Source organism: Ponticaulis profundi, assembly GCF_042659465.1.
GTDB lineage: Bacteria > Pseudomonadota > Alphaproteobacteria > Caulobacterales > Hyphomonadaceae > Ponticaulis > Ponticaulis profundi.
Map to the genome: position 1 here is coordinate 14620 of NZ_JBHSSW010000005.1, position 21422 is coordinate 36041.

Sequence of the window (21422 nt, forward strand, 5' to 3'; positions counted from 1 at the left end):
GATCACACGGGTTCGAAAACAATTATGCGCATGGCATGCCCGCTTTTCATGCCTAAGCATAAAAATTCTCCTCGCGAACGATATGCTGGATACCGTCAAAGTCCGATCTGTGTTTCGCGAGGACGCTGACGATTGCGTGCCAATCTGGGCGGGGGAGTTGCGCCAGTGTCATCTGAAATTAACAATGATAACAATGTCATGACGATGGCTAATTGGGTTCGTCAAACCCTGAATCAGCTAAACGACCAGTCAAAGCCGCGCATCGGACTGTTTGACAGCTCCGTGCCGGAACCAACGCAATTATTATGCGATGTCGCCGGAAAAGCCTTTGCTCAGGGCGCACCTGACTCTTTCGTCAGTGTTTTCATGCGCAATCACCCGGTTTTCGAGGCCTGGCTCTCTGAGCGCTATGATGTTCCGGCAGAGCATATTTTATGCACCTCCGGTGCAACGATGGCTGTATCCTATGTGCTTGAGGCGCTTTGCGCTCCGGGCGAGCATGTTCTGACGGAAACGCCTGGCTTTGATATCTTCCGCATCGCGGCCGCTGTCGAACATCTCGAGCTGAGCGAGTTTTCACGCCCTGCCCCGCATTTCGGCGTGGATCCCCTGCTCGTGCTGGACGCGCTACAGCCCAACACCAAGGTCGTCATTGTTTCGGACCCGCACAATCCAAGCGGTCTCGGCATGGATCAGGACGTGCTGAGTGAGCTTTGCGACATGCTCGCGTCTCGCGGCATCGCTCTGGTGATCGACGAGGTCTATAAAGATTATTCTGATGATTTCGTCTCTGGACTGGACATTGCGAGCCATCCAAACCTGATCCGCATTGGCAGCATGACGAAGAATTTTGGGCTGAACGCATTGCGGGCGGGCTGGATGTTTGTCGGCGCCGATCTTCTGGAGCGCGTCCGCAATCATTTACGTCTGGCCGATTTCAGCGTCTCGAAGCTTTCACACAGCGTGCTGGCGGAAGTCGTCAGCCAGTCTGACCGGTTTGATGCATTCCGCCATGACATCATGCGAACCGCGCGTCCCATCGTTCAGGACTGGCTGGACCGCATGGTCGAAGACGGCCTTCTGGAGCGCCTGCCCCCGCTTGAGGGCTGCATCTGCTTTCCGGACCTGAAGCACATCTCTGATACGAATGATTTTTCGCGCTGGCTGGCCGAAACGCACGGCGTGATCGTGGTCCCGGGCGAATGCTTCGGCGCGCCCGGCTTCATCCGGATTGGTTTTGCACGAGAAGAAGCATCTTTGCGTGAAGGATTGCGCAAACTCGAAGCTGGCCTAATAGAATATGTGCAAATCCTCCAGCAGCAGCAAAAGAAATTCGCGCAGAATTGAGTGACGGCATGACGGACAACACACAGACAGGCGAGCACCAACTGAAAAGAGAGGTCGGCCTGTTCGGCGTTGTCGCACTGGGCCTCGGCACCGCCATCGGCGTGTCGATCTTCTCCATCATTGCGCCGACCTTTGCGCTAGCCGGACCTGCCATGCTGGTCTCCATGGCCTGCGCCGCCGTCCCGATGATCGTCTTCGCATGGGTCTATGCCTTTATGGGCTCGGCTGTGCCTGTAACCGGCGCCTCATTTGAATGGCCCCGCCGCTATATCAGCCCGTTCGCAGGCTTTTTCATCAGCTGGTTGCGCATTGCAGGCAGCACAGCAGCCCTGATCGTGCTCACCATGGTGCTGGTGTCCTATCTCGGCAGCGTGGTCACATTGCCAATGGCACCGACCATGTTCGTGATCTTCCTTCTGGTGTTTGTGATCAACATGATCGGCATTTCGGCCGCCAGCCTCAGCCAGACATTACTGCTGTTCGGACTGATTGGCGCCTGCGCGGTCTATTCCATTGCCGGCGTGCCCGCGATCGAGCCTGCAAACTTTCAGCCATTCTTCAGTCACGGCGTTGTGGGCGTGTTTGCCGCCGTCCCGCTGATGATCTCCCTGTTTCTGGGCATTGAGAGCGCTGTCGAAGTGGGCGGGGAGATCAAAAAGCCGCAGCGAACCATTCCGCTTGGTATTACTCTGTCAGTGGTTCTCACCTGCATAATCTATTTCATCGTCGCTGCCGTCACCATGGGCGTGCTCGGCAATGAAGGCCTCGCCAATACCGAAGCGCCCCTGCTGGACGGCGCCAAGGTCAGCCTTGGTGAACTTGGCGTCTGGCTGATCGTCATCACGGCGTTCATCTCGATCGGAAGCTCGATCAACGCGACCTTCATCATCCTGACCCGGTTTCTCTACGCCATGGGACATGCCGGCATGCTGCCCGGCTATCTTGGCCGCATTCACGGCAAATCCGGTGTGCCGCGCGGCGCGGTTATTACAGCCTTCTGTCTGTGCTGTCTCGGCCTGTTCATGCCGCAGAACCTGATCTTCCTGTTCCTTGCGGTGAACATTCCAACGGTTCTGAAATACACAGCCATCTGCCTGTCCAGCCTGCGCGTCATCACCGTGACGCCAGAGCTCTACGAACGGGCTCACTTCAAGCCATCGCAGGGCATGATCCGCATCATGGCCTGGCTTGGCATTGTCATGGGGCTGATCATCATTGTGCTGGGCATGACGGCGGACTGGCGCCCCTTTGCTGCCCTGATCATCTGGGCGGTTTGCGGTCTGGTCTTCTACAATTTCTATGTGCGTCCTCGCGCCAGATCGGACTGGGAAACCCCGATATCTCAGAATTCGACGGAATAACTATGCGCGACGGAGGCAGCGCAGCATAATTGTTGCGGTGCAATGTCGTCGCGCTGTCAAAAAAGTATAAAAAATCCGTCATTCAGACTCTAGCGTCGTATAAGAGGCCAGTTGGGAAACAGAGGTTCGATGTCGAACCGCCGCCTCGTGGTTTAGCTTGACGGGGGTCAAAACATGGAAGCCAAGAGTCACCTTAAATACCTGCTGACGAGCTGTGCGACCGTTGCAATCGCGCCATTCCTGCTCGCAACGCCTGCGTTCTCGCAAACGGCTGACGAACCGGAAGTGATCGAACAGCAGACAGAAGACGAACTCGCAACACTTGATCAGGTCGTCGTTACCGGCAGCCGGATCAAACGCAGCGTTGCATCAACGCCAGCGCCGGTCACAACCATTGGCGAGCAGACATTCGAAGATCGCGGATATGTGTCAGCTGCAGATGCGCTGAACGACATGACCGCCCTCATTCCGCAGCTGAACCAGGCCGCAGGCGATGGTTCTGACTCCGGCGACGGTCAGCAATATGCCGACATCTTCGGTCTCGGCGCAGGTCGTACCCTCACCCTCGTGAATGGTCGCCGCTTCGTGACGACTTCCAGCGGCATGGGCGATGCGCAAGTTGACGCGAACATCATCCCGACCGGTCTGATTGATCGCGTTGAGATCGTTCAGGCTGGCGGCGCAGCTGTTTATGGTTCTGACGCCATCGCCGGTGTTGTGAACTATATTCTGAAAGACGACTATGAAGGCGTCGAGCTCGATCTCCAGTATGGAAACAATGAGCAAGGCAATTACGAGACCACGTCTTATCGCCTGACAGCCGGTACGAACTTCGACAATGGCCGTGGTAACATCGCCGTCAACGTTGAAGGATCTGAAAGCCCAATGCTGCGCTTCAGCGATTTCGACGCGTCGAACCGTTCGCGCATCACAACCGGCAACCCGGACGACACGGGCCCTGATGACGGCCTCCCATCCCGGATCGAAGTCATCCCTGCCTATTTCTGGCCGTTCAACGGCAACGGTGTCATCTGGAACACACCGGCTCCGCCACCGAATTTCCTGACACGTATTGACGGATCGCCGGTTCAGTTTGCCTCTGACGGCTCACTCGTTTCCTATGATCCAGGCACGATTCTCGGCATTCCGTTCGCTCAAGGCGGTCAGGGTACACGCTATTCTGATCTGGCGGGTCTGCGCACAGGCGTGGAACGGGTCACGGCGAACCTGATCGGTCACTATGATCTGACACCGCGCATCCGCGCCAAAGGTGAAGTGCTGTATTCCGAGAGCACATCGGAGCGTCTGAGTCAGGGTGCATCCCGTACGGTTCTGAACCAGACCGATCCAGCCCTCGGCGCGATCAGCTTCTTTGCGAACAACCCATTCCTGCCAGCTGAAACGGTTGCTGCACTCAGCGCAGCAAATCCAGGCTTTGGCGCAGGCGCGCCGCTCTGGCTGTCTCGTCACTTCTATGACGATCTGCTGCCAGCAAACGAAACCACCAATGAAACCAAATCCCTGCGTCTGCTGGGTGGTTTTGAAGGTGACTTCGACGCGGCCAACCGCAACTTCTACTGGGATGTGTCTGTCAGCTACGCCAAAGTTGATGGCAAGGAATCATCCTGGGGCGTTTACACAGACCGCTTCAACGCAGCTGTTCGCGCGGTTGCAGACGCAAGTGGCAACCCTGTCTGCGCCATTAACGCAGATAGCGACCCAACGAATGATGATCCGGCCTGCGCGCCGCTCAACCCGTTCGGTGCAGGCAATATCAGTGCTGCTGCGGCTGAATATGTCACGGTTCCAACCGGTCTCGACTATGAGAACGAGCAGATCGACTTCCTGGCAACGATTGGTACGTCTCTGTTTGAACTGCCAGCTGGCCCGGTTGATGCGGTCTTCGCATACGAACACCGCCGCGAAGAAGCGAGCTACACACCGTTCGAGGCCAACCGTCTCGGTCTGGTGGGCACAGGCACGCAACAGGTCGCGACATCCGGTGACTACAACACGAACGAATTCTCTGCCGAATTCCTCGTGCCGGTTATCAATGAAAACATGGACATCCCTGGTGTTCAGGCGCTCGAACTCAACGGTACGTTCCGTTATGTCGACAACTCCATCGCTGGCGAAGAAGACGTGTGGAGCGTTGGTGGCCGCTGGGATGTGACGGATGGTGTCACCATTCGCGCAACCAAGAGCCGTAACTTCCGTGCGCCAACGCTGGATCAGCTGTTCGCACCGACGGTTGTCAGCCTGTCAAACGGCGGCATTGACCCTTGCGACGCCGACCGGATCGACGCTGGCCCGAACCCGGCCATTCGCCGTGCAAACTGTGAAGCTGAATGGGCTGCCAATCCACAGTATGGCGATCTGGCCGGTTTCCAGAACCCTGCGGAGAACTTCACGGTCACCGAAATCACGTCTGGTGGTAACGCGGACCTCGCCAACGAAGTGTCTGACACAACGACTTACGGTATTGTGTTTGACTCCTTCCTCGTGCCTGGCCTGACCGTTTCCATCGACCGGATCGAAATCGATCTCGAAGATGGCCTGTCTGCCTTCACCAATGGTGACTTCATGGCGGCCTGCTATGACAGTGAAGGCCTGAATGACGCTGTTTGTAGCGCCTTCACACGCCTTCAGGCTGCTGATGGCAGCAATCCGGCAGGTACAACAGCAACAGGTCGTTCCACGACCTTCAACGCTGGTCTGATCGAGTTCCGCGGCGAAGTGTACTATGCCAACTACATCTTCGAACTGGAGGACATCTGGGAGACGGTACCAGGCCAAATCTCGCTTGGCGCTGAAGCCACCCACATGTCTGACTATAATGTCTCGGTGACAGGTACGACCTTCACAAGCCCGGACAATACGGTCAGCCAGCCTGACTGGACGGCTCGTTTCGATGCTGCCTACACAAACGGCCCGCTGCGTCTGACATATCAGCTCAGCTATCTCGACAATGTGCTCGCTGAAGAGGGCGCAAACATCGAGAACAGCCCGAACCCTGTGATTGATTCCAACATCACGCAGGACGTGTCAGCGAGCTATGCCTTCGAGAACGGACTCACGCTGCGCGGCGGTGTGATCAATATTGCGGATAAGGAACCATCCTATCCGACACTGAGCTATGGCGACATTCTCGGTCGACGCTACTTCGTCGGCGTGAATTACAGCTTCTAGTTCCCACCCGGACAACGCCCATCAGGGTTCATGCGAAAGGAAGATCTTATGACCTGTTTTCAATTGCGCTCTGCGGGCGTTGCCTTTGCCTTACTGGCAAGCACCAGTGGCCTGGTGGCTGTATCTGACCCCGTTCCCTCCTCAGTGGACACAGCCACCAGCGCTACGACGCTCACACGCTCCGTCACGCAAACCGGCGTATTTGGCGGAACCGAGCTGACCTATCTCGCCTCCATCGAACAGCTTGACGTTCAGGCCGATGTGGAAGGCAAAGGCGCAAGCCTTGTGACGATTTCCTATGTTTCCGAAGAGACTGCGGACCCGGCTGAACGCCCGGTCCTTTTCATCTTCAATGGCGGCCCGATTTCGGCTTCCTACCCGCTGCACATTGGCGCGACAGGCCCTTACCGGGTCTCGTTTGACGACGATTTGTCAGTTCCGGCAGAAGAAGCAGATCTGGTTCCAAACCCTTATTCTCCGCTCGATGTTGCCGATCTCGTCTTCTATGACCCGGCGCTGACCGGGCTGAGCACACTGCATGACGGTGTTTCCCCTGAAACTTACGCCTCTGTGACAGGCGACGCCGAAGAATTCGTTGAATTCGTCCATGCCTGGCTGACCAAGCATGACCGGCTGGATTCTCCGGTTTTCATTCTCGGCGAGAGCTATGGCACCATGCGCGCAGCCGAAGGCGCAGGTCAGCTCAATGAGACTTATCCTGACATCGATGTGGACGGCGTCTTCCTGATGGGTCAGGCGGTGAACATCATCGAATACGCTCAGCGCCAACAGAACATTCTCAGCTTTGTCGTGTCTCTTCCGACCCTGGCTGCAGGTGCCTGGGATCTGGGACTGGTGGAACAGGATGGCTATACGTTCGAGAGCTTCCTCGACGAGGCAACCGCGTTTGCTGACACCGAGTACCTGACCGCCCTCTACAAAGGTCACACCATCTCAGCCGAAGAACAGGTGGCTATTGCTGAAAAGCTGGAGGCTTATACCGGCCTTTCCAAAGAGGTTTATGTCGAAAACAATCTGCGTGTTTCGAAAGAAGCCTATCGCCGTCTGGTCCTGAAGGCAGATGGCCTGATCACAGGACGGTCTGACATTCGCTACACCGCCAATGCCGAAGAGGCTGGCGCATATGGCGACCCGTCCGGCGTGATTGGCAAAGCCTATGCAGACGGATTTGCAGAGTATTTCGAGATGACATTTGGCACGCCATTGCCGGAAAGCTACACATCCGTTTCCGGTTATGCCGGCACCGGATCATGGGACTGGAAGTTCTCATCACCTTTCGACAGCTTCGCCTATGGTGATGCCATGAACGCGCTCTTCGAGGCCAATCCGGACTTCCGCGTTGTGATTGGCAGCGGATGGCACGACACCCAGACCACAGCTGGTTCTGCCCGCTATCTGGCGTCGCAGTCTCCCTGGCCAGCAGATCGCGTCCACCTCGCCTTTTATCGCGGTGGCCATATGGCATATTCCGTCGAAGAAAGCGCAGAAGCCTTTGGCCAGGACATTCGCGACATGATCACCGGCCAGAGCGGAACCGCAGAGGACTAAGCACATCCATGCAGTATTTCAGTGCAGACGATGTGGCTGCCAGACTGCCTCACGCCGACTGTATCGAGGTGATGAAGACAGCGATGATGAAGCTGTCTTCGGGCGAAACGGAACAGATGCTGCGCCAGATCCTGCCTCTGGGCGCAGGCAATATGTTTGGTATTATGGCCGGCACGCTGGGCGAACAGGAAGCCTTCGGCTCCAAGCTCATTTCCGTTTCCCCGGAACGCAAAGACAAGTCCCGCCCGTCCCATCAGGGCGTGGTCGTTCTCTTCGATAAAGAGACACTGGCGCCTTACTGCCTGGCAGATGCCGGTCAGATCACGGCGATCCGGACGGCCTGTGCAAGCGCCATGGCGACCGATCTTCTGGCGCGGCGTGAGTCGAGCATTCTGACCATTCTCGGGACCGGAGAGCAGGCGCACCATCACGCGCTCGCCATTTCCAAAATCCGCTGGCTCGATGAGATCCGCATCTGGGGCCGGACACCGGACAAGGCCCGCGCGCTGGCCAATGCCATTCAGTCCGAGACGCGTATTCCCACCACTGCGGAAGAGCGTGTCGAGAACGCTGCCCGGGATGCAGATATCATCTGCACCGTCACGGGCGCTTTTGATCCGATCCTCACCGCCGACATGGTCGCGCCCGGCACGCATCTGAACATTGTCGGCTCCAGCTTTGACGGGCCGAGAGAAATTGACGACGCACTTGTTTCCGGGGCGCGCTTCTTTGCCGATTCCAAACCATCCGTCGCTGCGCAGGGGTCGGAATATCGCCACGCGCTTGCGAGCGGCGTGATCCGCGAAGATCATATGCTTGGCGAGATCGGCGAGGTCGCTCTGGGCACGCTGGCGGGCCGCACATCGGACGCAGACATTACCATTTACAAATCGCTCGGCCATATCGTTCAGGATATCGCCGCAGCCGCCCATATTCAGGCAAAATCGAAGGGGTAGAAGATGAAAGCCGTTCGCTATCTGGCCATGGGAGCGGCAGTCAGCCTTGCCGCCATCGCACCATCTGCCCTCGCGCAATCTCAGAACCCATTCACAATCTCTGATCCCATGCCAACCTATGAGGGCGTGCCCGAACCCTACCGCGTGGTGACGGAACATGAGATGGAGATTGGCGGCGAGCGCATCCCCTATCAGGCGATTGCGGGCGAAACCCAGCTCTATGATCTGGCTGGAAACGTCACGGCGAGCATTTTCAGCTTTTCCTATATCCGGTCCGATATTGATGACCCGAACCGTCCGGTTCTCTTTGTTTTCAATGGTGGCCCCGGTTCAGCGTCGCTCTGGATTCATATGGGCGCAATTGGTCCCAAACAGGTGATCCTGGACAAGGAAGTCAATCCATCCAATGTGCCGCCCTTTGGCATCAAATCGAATGGCGACAGCATTCTCGATATCGCTGATCTCGTCTTCATCGATCCGGTCGGCACCGGTTTCAGCAAGGCGCTGAATGGCACCGATCCGCGCGATTTCTGGGGCGTCGACGAAGACGCTGACTCCGTCGCGCAATTCATTGAACTCTGGCTCAGCGAATATGGTCGCTGGAACAGCCCGAAATACGTTCTTGGCGAAAGCTATGGCACCATCCGCGCTTCTGTTCTGCCGAGCGCACTGATGGGCAGCCCGTTCAATCCCGGCGTTATGCGCGGCATTACGCTCGACGGGATCATTCTGCTGGGCACCACGCTTTCGGCCAGGCCGGGCGAGATGCCGGACGAGGAAACAGCCGAAGCAAAGGCGGCGCGTCTGTCACTCGCGCTTCCAGGGCTCGCCGCGACGTCTGCCTATCATGGTCTGTCGCGCGGCAGCATGGATGCAGAAACGGCTTTCACACAATCACTTGCTTACGCCAAAGGTCCTTATCGCGACGCCCTCATCAAACTTGAGAAGGACGAACTCAGCGAGGAAGAGCGCGCTGCCGTCACCGAGGAACTGACCGGCTATATCGGCCTGCCCGCAGAGCTGATTGGCGATGATCTCTATCTGTCGGAAAATGAGTACGCCAAAATGGTGCTGGCGCGCCAAGGTCTCGAGATCGGCAAATATGACAGCCGCTACACGCTGCCGCTCGCCAATTCCGGCTATGATCCGGTCGCTGACGATCCAGCCATGGGCCGCTATGTTCCGGGCTTCATCGCCAGCTTCAACCAGATGATCCGTGACGATCTGCACGTTGATGTGAAGCGGCCCTACACAGCAATCCGCTGGAAGGACCTGCTGCCGAGCTGGAACTGGGAGCGTAACTTCCCAACGCGCAAACCGAAAAGCCCAGCCGAGGAACTGGCCTGGGCGCTGCGCCGAAATCAGGATCTGCGGGTCTTCGTCGCGTCAGGCTATTTTGATCTGGTGACGACGCCGGCTAACGCCATGGCGCAGATTGAAGCGGGCGGCGTTCCGCTCGATCGCGTCCGTTTTGAAGAATATGAATCCGGCCACATGCTCTATCTCGGCGGCACGTCGGAAGCCTTTTCCAATGACTTGCGTGAATTCATTTCCGCCGGGCGATAGGCCCAAAGGCAATCAATCGATTTGAAAAAGCCCGGCCAAACGGCCGGGCTTTGTTTTTTACTCGGCCTGCCCGAGTGCCGCGAGAAACGCCTCAACATCATCCATGGTGTTGAACACCGAGACGCTGGGCCGGATACGGTGGCGCGATACGGTGGTCGTGATGCCAGCCACTTTCATCTTGTCTGACAGCTTCTTATACGCGTCACGATAAGCCGCCGCGACAATCGGGGTTTCGCTGCCCTCCGGCGTGATCACATCAAAGCCCTGCGACTTCATCCCTTCGCTCAGGCGCTCGACGAGTGGCTTTGCGTGAGCCTGGATCTGCGCAATGCCAAGATCTTTCAGATAATCCAGCGATTCAGCAAGCTGAACCGCCGTGACATGGTCATAAGTGCCGTTCGCAAAATGACCTGTCGCGGATTCTGAAAACTCACAGTCGACAATCGTGTCGCCCGGCTCATCCAGCGGATAAATATGCGTGGTGAATTTGTTGATGCCGTAATAGCCCCAATTGGTGCGCGGCAGCTGTTCCTGAACGGATTTCTTCACATAGAGAAAACCAAGGCCGAAATCGCCCATCAGCCATTTATAGCTGGCACAGGCGGCAAAATCGACGCCGCTCTCATGCAGATCAACCGGCACGCAGCCTGCGGCATGGATGATGTCGGCATACACCAATGCGCCGCGAGAATGAGCAAGATCGCACACAGCTTTCAGGTCATGCTGAAAGCCGTTGATGGTCGAGACCAGTGACAGGGACACAAGTTTCGTGCCCGGTGTGATCGCCTTGTCGAGATCTTCCATTTGGATTTTGTTGTCGCGTGCACGGACCCAGGCCACATCGCAGCCCTGTTTCGCGAGGCCATCATACAGCGGCAGAGATCCAAAGAAGTGCAGCGTGTCCGTCACGATACGCTCGCTCGAACCGGGCAGACCCAAGGCGCGGATAACGGCATGTTCACCAGCCGTTGTGCTCTGCACATAGGTGATTTCATCTTCATCCGCATTCATGAGGTTCGCGAACTTTGTCAGCGCACTTCTCGTGTCTGCGCGGTATCCTTCTGAGGCGTCAAAGCTCTGTTTGTGATCCAGATATGCATTCACAGCAGCGCGCGACCGGTCCGGCATGGGATGCTGGGATGCGGCATTGAGGTAGACAGGCTTCAGTTTCGAGAACTGCCCGATTTCCGATGGAACTGCGGAAGCTGAAGGCACATCTTCAGTCTGCGCACCTGCGCGGGAAGACACAAGCCCTGTGACGGCAGCAGCAGACAGCGAGAGATAGGTTCTGCGGGAAATATTCATGAGACCACCATTCCTGACATTGAGTCTAACCTAATCGCGTCGACCGAACAGTGCTTGCTAACTTGCTGGCTCAGCGTTCCATTGAAACATAAGTTTTTCGAACGGTTGAAAGCACGAACATATCTCATGCATGCATTTTCAGATGCTTAGCGCATTGGAATAGGATTTTTGGTCGGATTTGCACAAAACTGGTATCATGAAACAAACTCTACGCCTTACCTCCGCGCTGGCCCTGGGATTTTCCAGTCTCGGCGCCGCTTCTGTTCCGGTCAGCTTTGCTCAGGAGACGGTCGCTCCGGCACCCGCTGCGGAAATGGCACATGCCCAGACCGGCGAGCCCATCACTCTGGAAACGGGCCTGACCTTTACGGCACATTGGGACAAGATGGTGCTGGCCGTTGAGGCCGATGGGTCAGAGACCAGTCTGTCGGGAACGAGCTATCTGCTCGAGTGTGACTGCGCGCCCGAACAGCGCCCTGTTTTCTTTCTTTTCAATGGTGGTCCCGGGGCGTCATCCTCTCCACTCCACTTTTCGCTGGGCCCATATTCGCGCGAGCGCTCGGACGATGGCGAGACAAGCTTCTCACCAAATGAAGGCACCGTGCTCGACGCAGCCGATCTGGTTTTCATTGATCCGGTCGAAACCGGCTATAGCCGCGCCGCCAGTGAAGAAGCCGGCAAACCCTATCTGGATGTCGCTGGCGATGCGAAAGCCGTTAGCGATTACATCCACACCTGGCTGGAAGCGCATGATCGCGAAGGCTCTCCTGTTCTGATAGCCGGACAGAGCTATGGCGGAATACGCCTGGCAAACCTGTTGCCGCACATTGGCGACCTGCCGGTCGCCGGATTGGTGATGGTATCGCCTGCACTCGATCAGGGGATCACGGCAACCGATCAGGGCTATGTCGCCACACTGCCGACGATGACAGCAACGGCCTGGCGGTTTGGAAAGTCCAGTGTTGAGGCGGAAAGCGAACAGGAAGCGTTTGAAATCGCCCGCAGTTTCGCAGAAACCGACTATCTGCTTGCCCTGCAGCAGGGTGTAAACCTCGACGAAGCAGAAGCCACACGCATTGCAGAGACGCTCGCTGGCATGACCGGTCTTGATGCAGAAGCCGTCGCAGAGCACGAGATCCGCATTCCGATCCAGTACTTCCTCGAAAACGTGCTGGCTGAGGAAAATGAACTGGTCAGTCGCCTGAACACCGGCAAGACCGCCCCCAAAGCACCTCCAAAGGCAGAAGGGCGCCCAGCAGCTGCCAATGATCCGTCTCTGGGGCTTGGTCGCTCGAACAAGATCATTTCCGAAGATATCGCACGCTATCTCGAAAACCTGACGGGATATACGCAGGATGATGGCTATCGGTCGCTCAATCTGGACGCCAATTTCGCCTGGAACTGGAATCCGGGTCGCCGATTTGCGCCTTACAGCACGAGCGCGCCGCTGCTTGAAGCGTATTTCAAGGACGATGCGGACTCAGAACTTCTGATCGTCACGGGGTACCGCGATCTTGCCGTTCCAACCATGGTCGTCGAATACACGATTTCACACGCTGACCTGCCTCAGGACCGGGTCACAGTTCTGCCCATGATGGGCGGGCACTCCCCCTATGATGAACCGGAAATTGCGCCTGTTTTCACCGACAAGATCCGCTCATTCATTCTGAACGCCACACAGGATGCCAACACCGAAAAGGACCATTCGTATGAGTAAACTGTTTCGAAGCGTCGCCCTTGGCGCGCTCGTTGTCGCTTTGCCGGTCGGCGCGATGGCGCAGACAACGCAGGCTCTGCGGGTCATCTCGAACGGTCAGGATGTTGGCTATCTGAAAGCCGAAACCGAAAACGGTGTGACAGAGGTTGAGTCTCACATCGACAATAACGGTCGCGGCCCGAAACTGAAGCTTTCGATTGAGACGAATGATGCAGCCTTGCCGACAAGCTGGACCATTCAGGGCACCAGCCTGATGGGCGGCGATGTGAATGAGTGGTTCAAGCTCGAAGGCGATACAGCAAGCTGGGTCAGTCAGGCGGATACGGGCGAGGTCACGGTTACCGAACCCGTGCTCTATTCTGTCAATGACGGCACAGCATGGGACAATTACGTCTATGCCAAAGCGCTGCTCGAAGACGAAGACCATACCATGCCATTGCTGCCGGCAGGCGAACTCACGCTGACAGAAGTGACCAGCGAGACCTATGGCGAAGGCGAGCTTGAGACCGAAGTCACCTTCTATCGGATTTCCGGTGCGGACTCTGACGGCACGCTGATCGGGATTGATGCATCCGGTGACTTCTTCGCGCTCCCCAACGCAGGTGGAAGCGTCGTGAAAGAAGGCTATGAAGACATTGTCCCGCAATTGTCTGAACTGGCTGGCGAGATCGCAGATGCCCGCGCTGAGGAAATGGCTGCGAAACTCACGCACCGCTTTGAAGACGGGTTTGCTATCACCAATGTACGGATCTTCCAGCCTGTTGAAGGCACGCTGAGTGCGCCATCGACGGTTTATGTCGACGGGGAACGGATCAGCGCAATCGAGCCATATGAAATCGGCAAGGTGTATGCTGACGATCTTACGGTGTTCGATGGCGCGGGCGGCACGCTGCTGTCTGGCCTGCCGGATATGCACTCTCACTCATCGCTGAGTTCTGGCCTCTACTATCTGGCGGCAGGCGTCACCAATCTGCGCGACCTGGGCAACAACAACGAGACGCTGGACCGGCTGATTGAGAAAATGGATGACGGCCGGATCGCCGGTCCGAGAATTCTGTCTCGCGGCGGATTTGTCGAAGGCAAAAGCTTCTATTCGGCACGGACCGGATTGCTCGCTGCGTCCGAAGAAGAAGCGCTTGAGATCGTCGATTGGTATGCTGAAAACGGCTATGATTTCATCAAGACCTATAACTCGATGAAGCCAGAGTGGATTCCAGCCGTTGTCGAACGCGCCAAGGAACACGGCATGCCGATCGTCGGACACGTTCCGGCTTTCTCCACGGCAGATCGTCAGATTGAAGCCGGGTATGATGAGATCACCCACGCCAACCAGCTCATGCTGGGCTGGATGCTCACAGCTGATGAAGATACCCGCACGCCGCTGCGGCTGACAGCCATGGCACGCGGCGCTGAACTCGATCTGAGCGCACCGAACGTGCAGAAAACCGTTCAGCTGATGAAAGAGAACGATGTCGGTCTGGATACGACGGCCGTCATTCTGGAAATGCTGATGACCAGTCGCGCAGGCGAAATTCCCTCCATTGCCGAGGACTATTTCGATCATATGCCGATCTCATACCAGCGATATCGCAAGCGCTCTTACGTCACCTTCGCCGATGACGAAGCCTATGAGGAATATGCCGAAGGCTTCCAGCGTGTCCTCGATACGATCAAGCTGCTCTATGACAACGATATCCGCCTGCTACCGGGTACGGACAATGGGACCGGCTTCACAGTCCACCGCGAGCTCGAACTCTACAATATGGCAGGCATTCCAGCCGAAGACGTGCTGAAAATCGCGACCTATGACATTGCCAATTATCTTGGCTATGGCGATGATCTCGGCTCGATTGAAGAAGGCAAATATGCCGACTTCACTCTGCTGCCTGGCAACCCGATCGAGAACATCAAGACGATCAAGGCATCCCGCATGGTTGTTCGCAATGGCGAGGTCTTCTACCCGGCTGAAATCTACAAAGAGCTGAACATCAAGCCATTTTCAGCGCCGCCTGCTCTGCTCGGTTCAACCACACCGGCCCCGACGGATACCGCAGACGCATCCGGCATTGAATTTATTTCAATAGTGCCTCCGGGATCGAACATCGACATCAACACGCTTCCCTTTTCAGGTGCGACGAGAGTTGGCGATGTCTTTTACTTCTCCGGCCAGATTGGTGGACCGAATGGCGGCGCAGACGACTTTCGCGATGATGCCCGGCAGGTGATGAACAGCATTGAACGCCTTGCGGACAAGACCGGCGCAGGTATGGAAAACGTCTTCAAATGCACGGTCATGCTGGATGATATTTCCAACTGGCCCGCATTCAATGAAGTCTACACCAGCTATTTCACACCCGGAAAAATGCCGGCCCGTAGCGCCTTTGCGGCTGACGCACTCGCCATGGGCGCTACGGTAGAAGTGGAGTGCATGGCGAAGGCTCCGTAAGGAGCCTTGCGTCCCCTGACCTAAAGGGCGAGGTCGCCGCGCACAGGAATTGCTGTCGTCGACTTGATCTCGCCCAGCGTGGCCGTTGAATTCACATGCTCGATACCCGGCAAATTCATGAGAACTTCCAGCACAAAGTGCTGATACCAGTTCATCGATTTTGCCTGAATTTTCATGAGCAGGTCATTCTCACCAAAGATCGAATAACATTCCTGAATTTCAGGCGTCATCTCGATCTTGTTGATGAAGGTCGCGCGTTCCTTCTCGGAAAGACGGCGCATTTTCACAAAAGCGAAAATGTTCAGATCGAAGCCGAATTTTGTCCGGTCGAGAATTGCCACCTGTCGCTTGATATAGCCATCCTCCTTCAATCGCTGCAGGCGTCTCCAGCAAGGCGATTGGGACAAGCCGACCACATCAGCAAGCTCTACCGTGGAAAGGCTGCAATCTTTTTGCAGCTGATCCAGGATTTTAATATCAAAAATCGAAAGCTCTTCACTCATGCACCATAATATATCCCGGATTTTCAAAAATCGCGAATTGGCTATTCTGAAAAGCTGCCGAACACCAGGTGAAGAACAAAACTTGGCGCACACTTGCACAGGCTTTGAGCACCAGATGCGCCGCGTCGTCACAGGCGTGCTCCCTGCATTGGCACTCGGATTGTCCAGCTGCGCCTCTCAGGTCGACGAAACACCAGACGCCGCCGCCATGCCGGAAACATCTGCACTCAACCTGCTGGTCGCGCCGCAGGCCGATCCAGACGCACCAGATGACATAGACTCACTGAAAATCCAGCTGAAGCTGACCGGCGTGGAAGCTGATCCAGACACGCCGCTTCTGGATATCCTGCTCGTTTCAACCAATGTCGACACCATGGCAAATCTGGTGACGGACCTCAGCGCTGTCGACACGGCAGGTTCACTGTCGCTCACCACTCGCACGACAAGCTCCGACAATGGCGGCGACCCAACCGGCGGCGAGAAAATGGAATGGTATCCAGACCGAGAGACCGTTGGCCCGATTGAAATCTCCTACACCATTCCGGTAAGCACCAGCATTCCCCCACGCGGCCCCGCTCCGCCAATCGGACTGTCCTATGATGGGCAGGCAACCTCCGCAGCAGGTCAGATCATTCTTCTCCTGCCGCCAGGCGAAGAGACCTACGAAACGAAGATTGACTGGGACTTCTCTCACGCCCCGGCCGGAAGCCGCGGGGTCACATCTCTCGGCGAAGGGGACGTCACGGCGACAACACCCATAGGGGCAACGCAGCTGCGTCGCACCTATTTCATGACCGGAGATGTGAGCACGTTTCCAAAGAATGTTCCAGATAGTGGATTTTTCGCCGCCTGGCATGGCGAGCCACCTTTTGACGCCGATGAGCTGATGGCGTGGACCAGCGATCTCTATGGCCATTATTCGGACTTTTTCGGACAGGATGAGCCGCCACCCTATGGCGTGTTTCTGCGATATAATCCGATCAATGCCGGCGGCGGAGTCGGACTGAACAACTCTTTCGTGACAACGTTTGGCAAAGGGGCCGGCGCCGATACGGATCAATTGAAGAGTACGCTCGCCCATGAAATGTTTCACACATTCCAGCCGTATATCGACGAACCTGGTGGTCTTGAGTCCTCATGGTTTTCAGAAGGGCTTGCCGTCTTCTATCAGGCCCGCCTGCCCTATCGTTTCGGCCTGCTCTCAGCCGAGACTTTTCTCGAAGACCTGAACTATCACGCTGGACGCTATTACAGCTCCATCATGGTGAATGTGCCGAACAGTGAAGTGCCGGGCGGTTTCTGGCGCGACACACGCATCCGGACGCTGCCCTATGACCGCGGCATGCTCTATATGGCAACCGTCGATCATGCGGTGCGTGAAGCCTCGAATGGCGCCCACTCCCTTGATGATCTGATGCGCGGTATGCTGGCTCTGCAACAGGCCGGGCAAACGACAACCTATGAAAGCTGGGAAACCCTGCTGCGCGAGGCGCTTGACGAGGATGCCGTATCAGAGTTTCGTGCCTTCCTGAACGGCGCCATGCCCGTACCGGCATCAGATGCTTTCGGCGTTTGTTTCCAACGCACGACAAAAGAGCTCCGGCGATATGAAGTCGGCTTTGAGCCCGCCGTGCTCGCCGAGCCGAAACGCATTGTCCGCGGCCTTGTGAAAGGCTCTGCAGCAGAGGCCGCAGGACTTCGCAATGGCGATGAAATTGTGAAGCCGGTTCCTCAGGATGGCATTCAGGGCTCGCAGGGCCAGAAGATCGAGCTTCTGATCCGACGCGGAGATGAAGAATTTCCGCTGACATATCTGCCTCGCGGTGAAGCCGTGATGGCCTATCAGTGGGAATTCAACCCGGATGAGCGCGACAATCCAGACTGCCAATAGGCCATATATCTGAGACGCAAAAATCCCCGCAAAGCTCACGCTCTGCGGGGATTTTATGTTCAGATCCTGCCCGAGATCCAAAACCTAATTCAGAGATTCACGAACCTCGACCGCCGTTTCCGGATAGTCTGTCCACACGCCGTCCACGCCGGCCTCATAGAGCGCCTTCAGCTCGTCACGCGAACTCGCCCAGCCCTCACCTGGCATATCATCACGAACCGTGAAAGCGTGCACCAGCAGCCCCAGCTCATGCGCGCGCGTCACAAAATCGGACACTGTGCCGTCTGTGTTCAGGATCATGCCTTTTTCCGGGCCAACGCCCTCGGTTGGAATGTTCTCAAGGCTCATATCGAGACCAAGCAGTTTGGCATATTCAGGCGGAAGGAGATTCTGGATGAGCGGCAGATCACTCTTCTCCGCGAACTGGGCCAGAAATTCCGGGTCGAAGCACTGGATATAAACTGGAATGCCAGCCTCCAGAACGCCTTTTTCCGTGAGAGTATCAAGGATCGGATCGACCATATTGTAACCGATGGAGTCATAATAGCCTGGCCATTTCGCCTCGATATGAAGTCCGACGATGTCACCCTCTGCGGCTTTGGTCATGACCAGATCGACGATCTCTTCAAACGTCGCAATGTCGTACTGACCATTGTATTCCTGCGGACGCGTTTCCACACGTTGAGTGGCTTTCAGCGTGCGCAGCTCTTCAAGCGTGAAGTCGTCGCTCCACCAGTCTTCCATCTCACCGAACGGCGTGACGCGCTTGACTTTGCGATCGGCAAATTCCGGATGATCGGCAACATTCGTTGTGTCCGATAGCCATGGATCATGGCGGCTGACGAGTACGCCATCTTTCGTCATCACAAGGTCTGGCTCAATAAAGTCAGCGCCTTGTTCAATGGCCACTTCATAGGCTTTGAGCGTATGTTCCGGAAAGAGGCCCGAAGCGCCGCGGTGCGCAATGATGATCGGCGCATCGCCTGTCATCGTGTTGTAGGTCGCATCTTCCGCAATCGCGTGACTGCAGAGGCTGAGCCCGATCAGGGCCGAACTGAAAAGCTTTTTCATAATGCTTCGCCTTAAAAAGATATGAGAAGAAAAAGCCGGGAAGTTTTGCTTCCCGGCTCAGGCGATTAGAATTTGATGTAAGCGCCGGCTTTGAACATTTGCGGCTTGCCACGAATGATGGTGTGCAGGCCGAACGCACCGCCCGTGTTACCCACGTCGATCAGGTATTCTTCGTCAAAGACGTTTTCACCGAGAACATAGACGCCCCAGCGGTCATCTGCGCTGTCAAAGCCAGCACGGACCGAAGCGATGCCGTATGCATCCTGATATTCCTGAACGATGGTGCCATCCGGATACATTTCCGGGATACGGACGAAGCCGCCATTGCCATCAGCTTCATAGTCAAAGCCGTTATCGTCTTCGAAGAAGTGATCGCCTTTCCAGACATAGCTCGGCGTCACATAGAACGTGCCGAACTCTTGGTATGGGAAGGTGATATCAGCTGCGAGTGAGAAGCTGTGCTCCGGGCTGATGCGGAAACTATTACCCGCAAACTGCAGCGGATTGCCGTTGTCATCCTCTGAGTCATACTCAGAGAACGTGTATGCGTATGTCGCAAACAGGCGGATATTGTCCGACACCAGTGCCTGGCCATCAAACTCCAGACCATACTGCGTGGCGTTGCCCGAATTTTCGGTGATGAAGATACCTTGCAGCGGGTCAAAGCGCGTTGTCTGGAAGTCTTTATACTCACCATAATACACAGAGCTGGTCATCTGGAGACGCTCGTCAAAGAAGCGGCCAAACATGCCGACTTCGATGTTATCGAGGGTCTCGGCGTCAATCGTGCTGTAGGTCGCGCCCGAACCGGAGAGCACTTCCGGACGACGACCACGTCCATAAGCGACCCAGGTGTTGATGTTGTCAGACACGCGATAGGACGCGTTGAGGCGCCATGTGAACGCACCGTCCGTATCCGCAGAACCGCTCGCCTTGTTATCAAGTGTTGCCGCGCTCAGAAGCAGAGTTGGCGACATGGTCACACCGTTCAGACCATCAAGATATGGGTTTGATTTCAGGACATGGCCGATCGAGCTCGCAGAGAGCTCTTCTTTCGTGTAGCGCAGACCACCCGTCAGTTCGAGACGATCAGTCAGCTGGTAGGTCACGTCGCCGAACAGGTCATATGTGTCACGACCGCTTGTCGAAATCTGCTCTTCAAGGTGCTCGCCATAAAGCGGGATGAGTTGCCCCATCAGAAGTGCGCCAAGGGCAGAATATTCAAGCGGTGTTTCGAAGCTGCCGAAATTCTCGCCACCTGGAACGCCATTCATGGCGAGCAGAGCTGCAGCCTGCTCAACGGTCAGACCGGCTGCTGCAGCGAGGTCCGGACCGAAGACGGACTGTGCCCAGGCTTCATCCGTTGAAAAGCGCAGAATATCCTTGCCGCTGACGGTGAAATAGTTTCCGCCAAAGAAGGCTGTCAGCTTGCCACCCGCGTCATAGTTGAAGCGGATTTCCTGGCTGAAACGGTTGGCCTGACGGTCCTGGAAGAATTGCAGGATGTTGGCTTCAATGCCGTCTGAGTCCCAGGCTTCCGAAGAGAAGAGGTTGCGATAGTCCGTCAGAGACGTAACCGTCCAGTCTTCGTTGATGTCGTATTCCAGATTGGCCGTGACATAGAAAAGCTCGCGGTCATTACCAAGCTTACCGCGCACCTGATCGTCATTCACGTTCATGGCTGTCTCGCCATATGGGTCGACCTTGCCATTCACAGGCAGATAGCCAGACGTGAACTGCGTACCCGTTGAGTCGTCTTCCTGATAGTTGACGAAAAGGTCAGCACGGAAGTCCGGCGTTGGTTCCCAGCGCATAGCCGCGCGGAATGCCGTGGTGTCCTGCCCCATCAGATCAGGTGAGTTGGCAACGTTCGGCACATAGCCGTCCATATTCTTGACCTGACCGGCGAGGCGGAACGCCAGCGTGTCGTTCACGACCCAGTTATAGTGACCCTCGACCCGCATGAAGTTGTAGTCGCCACCTTCGATGGTCAGTTTACCGGAATTCTCATCCAGCGATGCACGGTTGTGAATGAAGTTCACACCGCCCACCAGCGCGCCCTGACCGAACAGTGTCGCCTGAGGGCCTTTGACAACCTCAACGCGCTCCATGTCATAAATCGCAAGATTGGTCGCGAAGCCCGGATTACCAATGGCAACACCGTTCTGGAACATGGCGACACGCGGCGTGTCACCGTCTGAAACGACGCCACGGAGCGAATAGCTTGGTGCGTTCAGACTTTGCGCCTGCACCTGCAAACCCGGCACGAAGTTGCCGAGATCTTCAAGGTCATCGGCTCCGAGACGGTCGATGATGTTCTGATCCATGACCGATACGTTGATCGGAACATCGATCAGTGCCTGCTCTTGCTTCTGTGTCGTGACTTTGACGACGTCGAGACGATGAGGCTGATCTTCTTCAGCGGTTTGAGCACCTGCAGAAAACTGCAGCGCGAGCGAAAGAGCTCCAATCGCGGATGCGTGGAAAAGACTGGATTTCAT

Annotated in this window: 13 protein-coding genes; 9 read left to right on the plus strand and 4 right to left on the minus strand. The window is 56.3% G+C overall.

What is annotated here, in order from left to right; genetic code table 11:
* The first annotated feature begins 198 nt into the window (after positions 1 to 198).
* The 6 genes from ACFQDM_RS05225 (at position 199) to ACFQDM_RS05250 (ending at position 9988) form a co-directional block, all read left to right on the plus strand.
* Positions 199 to 1347: a pyridoxal phosphate-dependent aminotransferase gene (locus ACFQDM_RS05225; protein ID WP_377376411.1), complete on the plus strand. Its 1149-nt coding sequence runs from the start codon at positions 199 to 201 to the stop codon at positions 1345 to 1347.
* Positions 1348 to 1355: 8 nt separating this feature from the next.
* Positions 1356 to 2708 carry an APC family permease gene (locus tag ACFQDM_RS05230; RefSeq protein WP_377376414.1) on the plus strand — a complete coding sequence of 451 codons (1353 nt, stop codon included), beginning with the start codon at positions 1356 to 1358 and terminating at the stop codon, positions 2706 to 2708.
* A 174-nt stretch (positions 2709 to 2882) separates the two neighbouring features.
* Entirely contained in the window at positions 2883 to 5897 is a 3015-nt protein-coding gene (locus ACFQDM_RS05235) for a TonB-dependent receptor domain-containing protein (RefSeq protein ID WP_377376416.1), read from the plus strand.
* Between the two features lie 48 nt (positions 5898 to 5945).
* Positions 5946 to 7466: a S10 family peptidase gene (locus ACFQDM_RS05240; protein ID WP_377376418.1), complete on the plus strand. Its 1521-nt coding sequence runs from the start codon at positions 5946 to 5948 to the stop codon at positions 7464 to 7466.
* An 8-nt stretch (positions 7467 to 7474) separates the two neighbouring features.
* The gene (locus ACFQDM_RS05245; protein ID WP_377376421.1) at positions 7475 to 8422 is read left to right on the plus strand and encodes an ornithine cyclodeaminase family protein; all 948 of its coding nucleotides are present in this window, start codon (positions 7475 to 7477) and stop codon (positions 8420 to 8422) included.
* Between the two features lie 3 nt (positions 8423 to 8425).
* Positions 8426 to 9988 (plus strand): S10 family peptidase, encoded by a 1563-nt coding sequence (locus ACFQDM_RS05250; protein WP_377376423.1) that lies wholly within the window; start codon positions 8426 to 8428, stop codon positions 9986 to 9988.
* Positions 9989 to 10045: 57 nt separating this feature from the next.
* On the opposite strand, the gene ACFQDM_RS05255 is transcribed toward ACFQDM_RS05250, so the two are convergent.
* Positions 10046 to 11293, minus strand: coding sequence for an aminotransferase class V-fold PLP-dependent enzyme (locus ACFQDM_RS05255; RefSeq protein ID WP_377376425.1), 1248 nt, complete (start codon positions 11291 to 11293; stop codon positions 10046 to 10048).
* 196 nt (positions 11294 to 11489) lie between these two features.
* Here ACFQDM_RS05255 and ACFQDM_RS05260 point away from each other — a divergent pair, with 196 nt between their 5' ends.
* Together ACFQDM_RS05260 and ACFQDM_RS05265 are read left to right on the plus strand one after the other, a co-directional pair.
* Positions 11490 to 13010 carry a S10 family serine carboxypeptidase-like protein gene (locus tag ACFQDM_RS05260; RefSeq protein WP_377376427.1) on the plus strand — a complete coding sequence of 507 codons (1521 nt, stop codon included), beginning with the start codon at positions 11490 to 11492 and terminating at the stop codon, positions 13008 to 13010.
* Complete coding sequence (locus ACFQDM_RS05265) at positions 13003 to 15456, plus strand: Rid family hydrolase (RefSeq protein WP_377376429.1); 2454 nt, start codon at positions 13003 to 13005, stop codon at positions 15454 to 15456. The genes ACFQDM_RS05260 and ACFQDM_RS05265 overlap by 8 nt, the downstream gene beginning before the upstream one ends.
* A gap of 20 nt (positions 15457 to 15476) precedes the next feature.
* Here the strand turns inward: ACFQDM_RS05265 and ACFQDM_RS05270 are convergent, their stop codons facing one another.
* Positions 15477 to 15959 carry an Lrp/AsnC family transcriptional regulator gene (locus tag ACFQDM_RS05270; RefSeq protein WP_377376431.1) on the minus strand — a complete coding sequence of 161 codons (483 nt, stop codon included), beginning with the start codon at positions 15957 to 15959 and terminating at the stop codon, positions 15477 to 15479.
* A gap of 82 nt (positions 15960 to 16041) precedes the next feature.
* On the opposite strand from ACFQDM_RS05270, the gene ACFQDM_RS05275 reads away from it, so the two are divergent.
* Positions 16042 to 17850, plus strand: coding sequence for a peptidase M61 (locus tag ACFQDM_RS05275; RefSeq protein WP_377376433.1), 1809 nt, complete (start codon positions 16042 to 16044; stop codon positions 17848 to 17850).
* Positions 17851 to 17934: 84 nt separating this feature from the next.
* On the opposite strand, the gene ACFQDM_RS05280 is transcribed toward ACFQDM_RS05275, so the two are convergent.
* Entirely contained in the window at positions 17935 to 18921 is a 987-nt protein-coding gene (locus ACFQDM_RS05280; protein WP_377376435.1) for a glycerophosphodiester phosphodiesterase family protein, read from the minus strand.
* A gap of 65 nt (positions 18922 to 18986) precedes the next feature.
* Entirely contained in the window at positions 18987 to 21422 is a 2436-nt protein-coding gene (locus ACFQDM_RS05285) for a TonB-dependent receptor (RefSeq protein WP_377376438.1), read from the minus strand.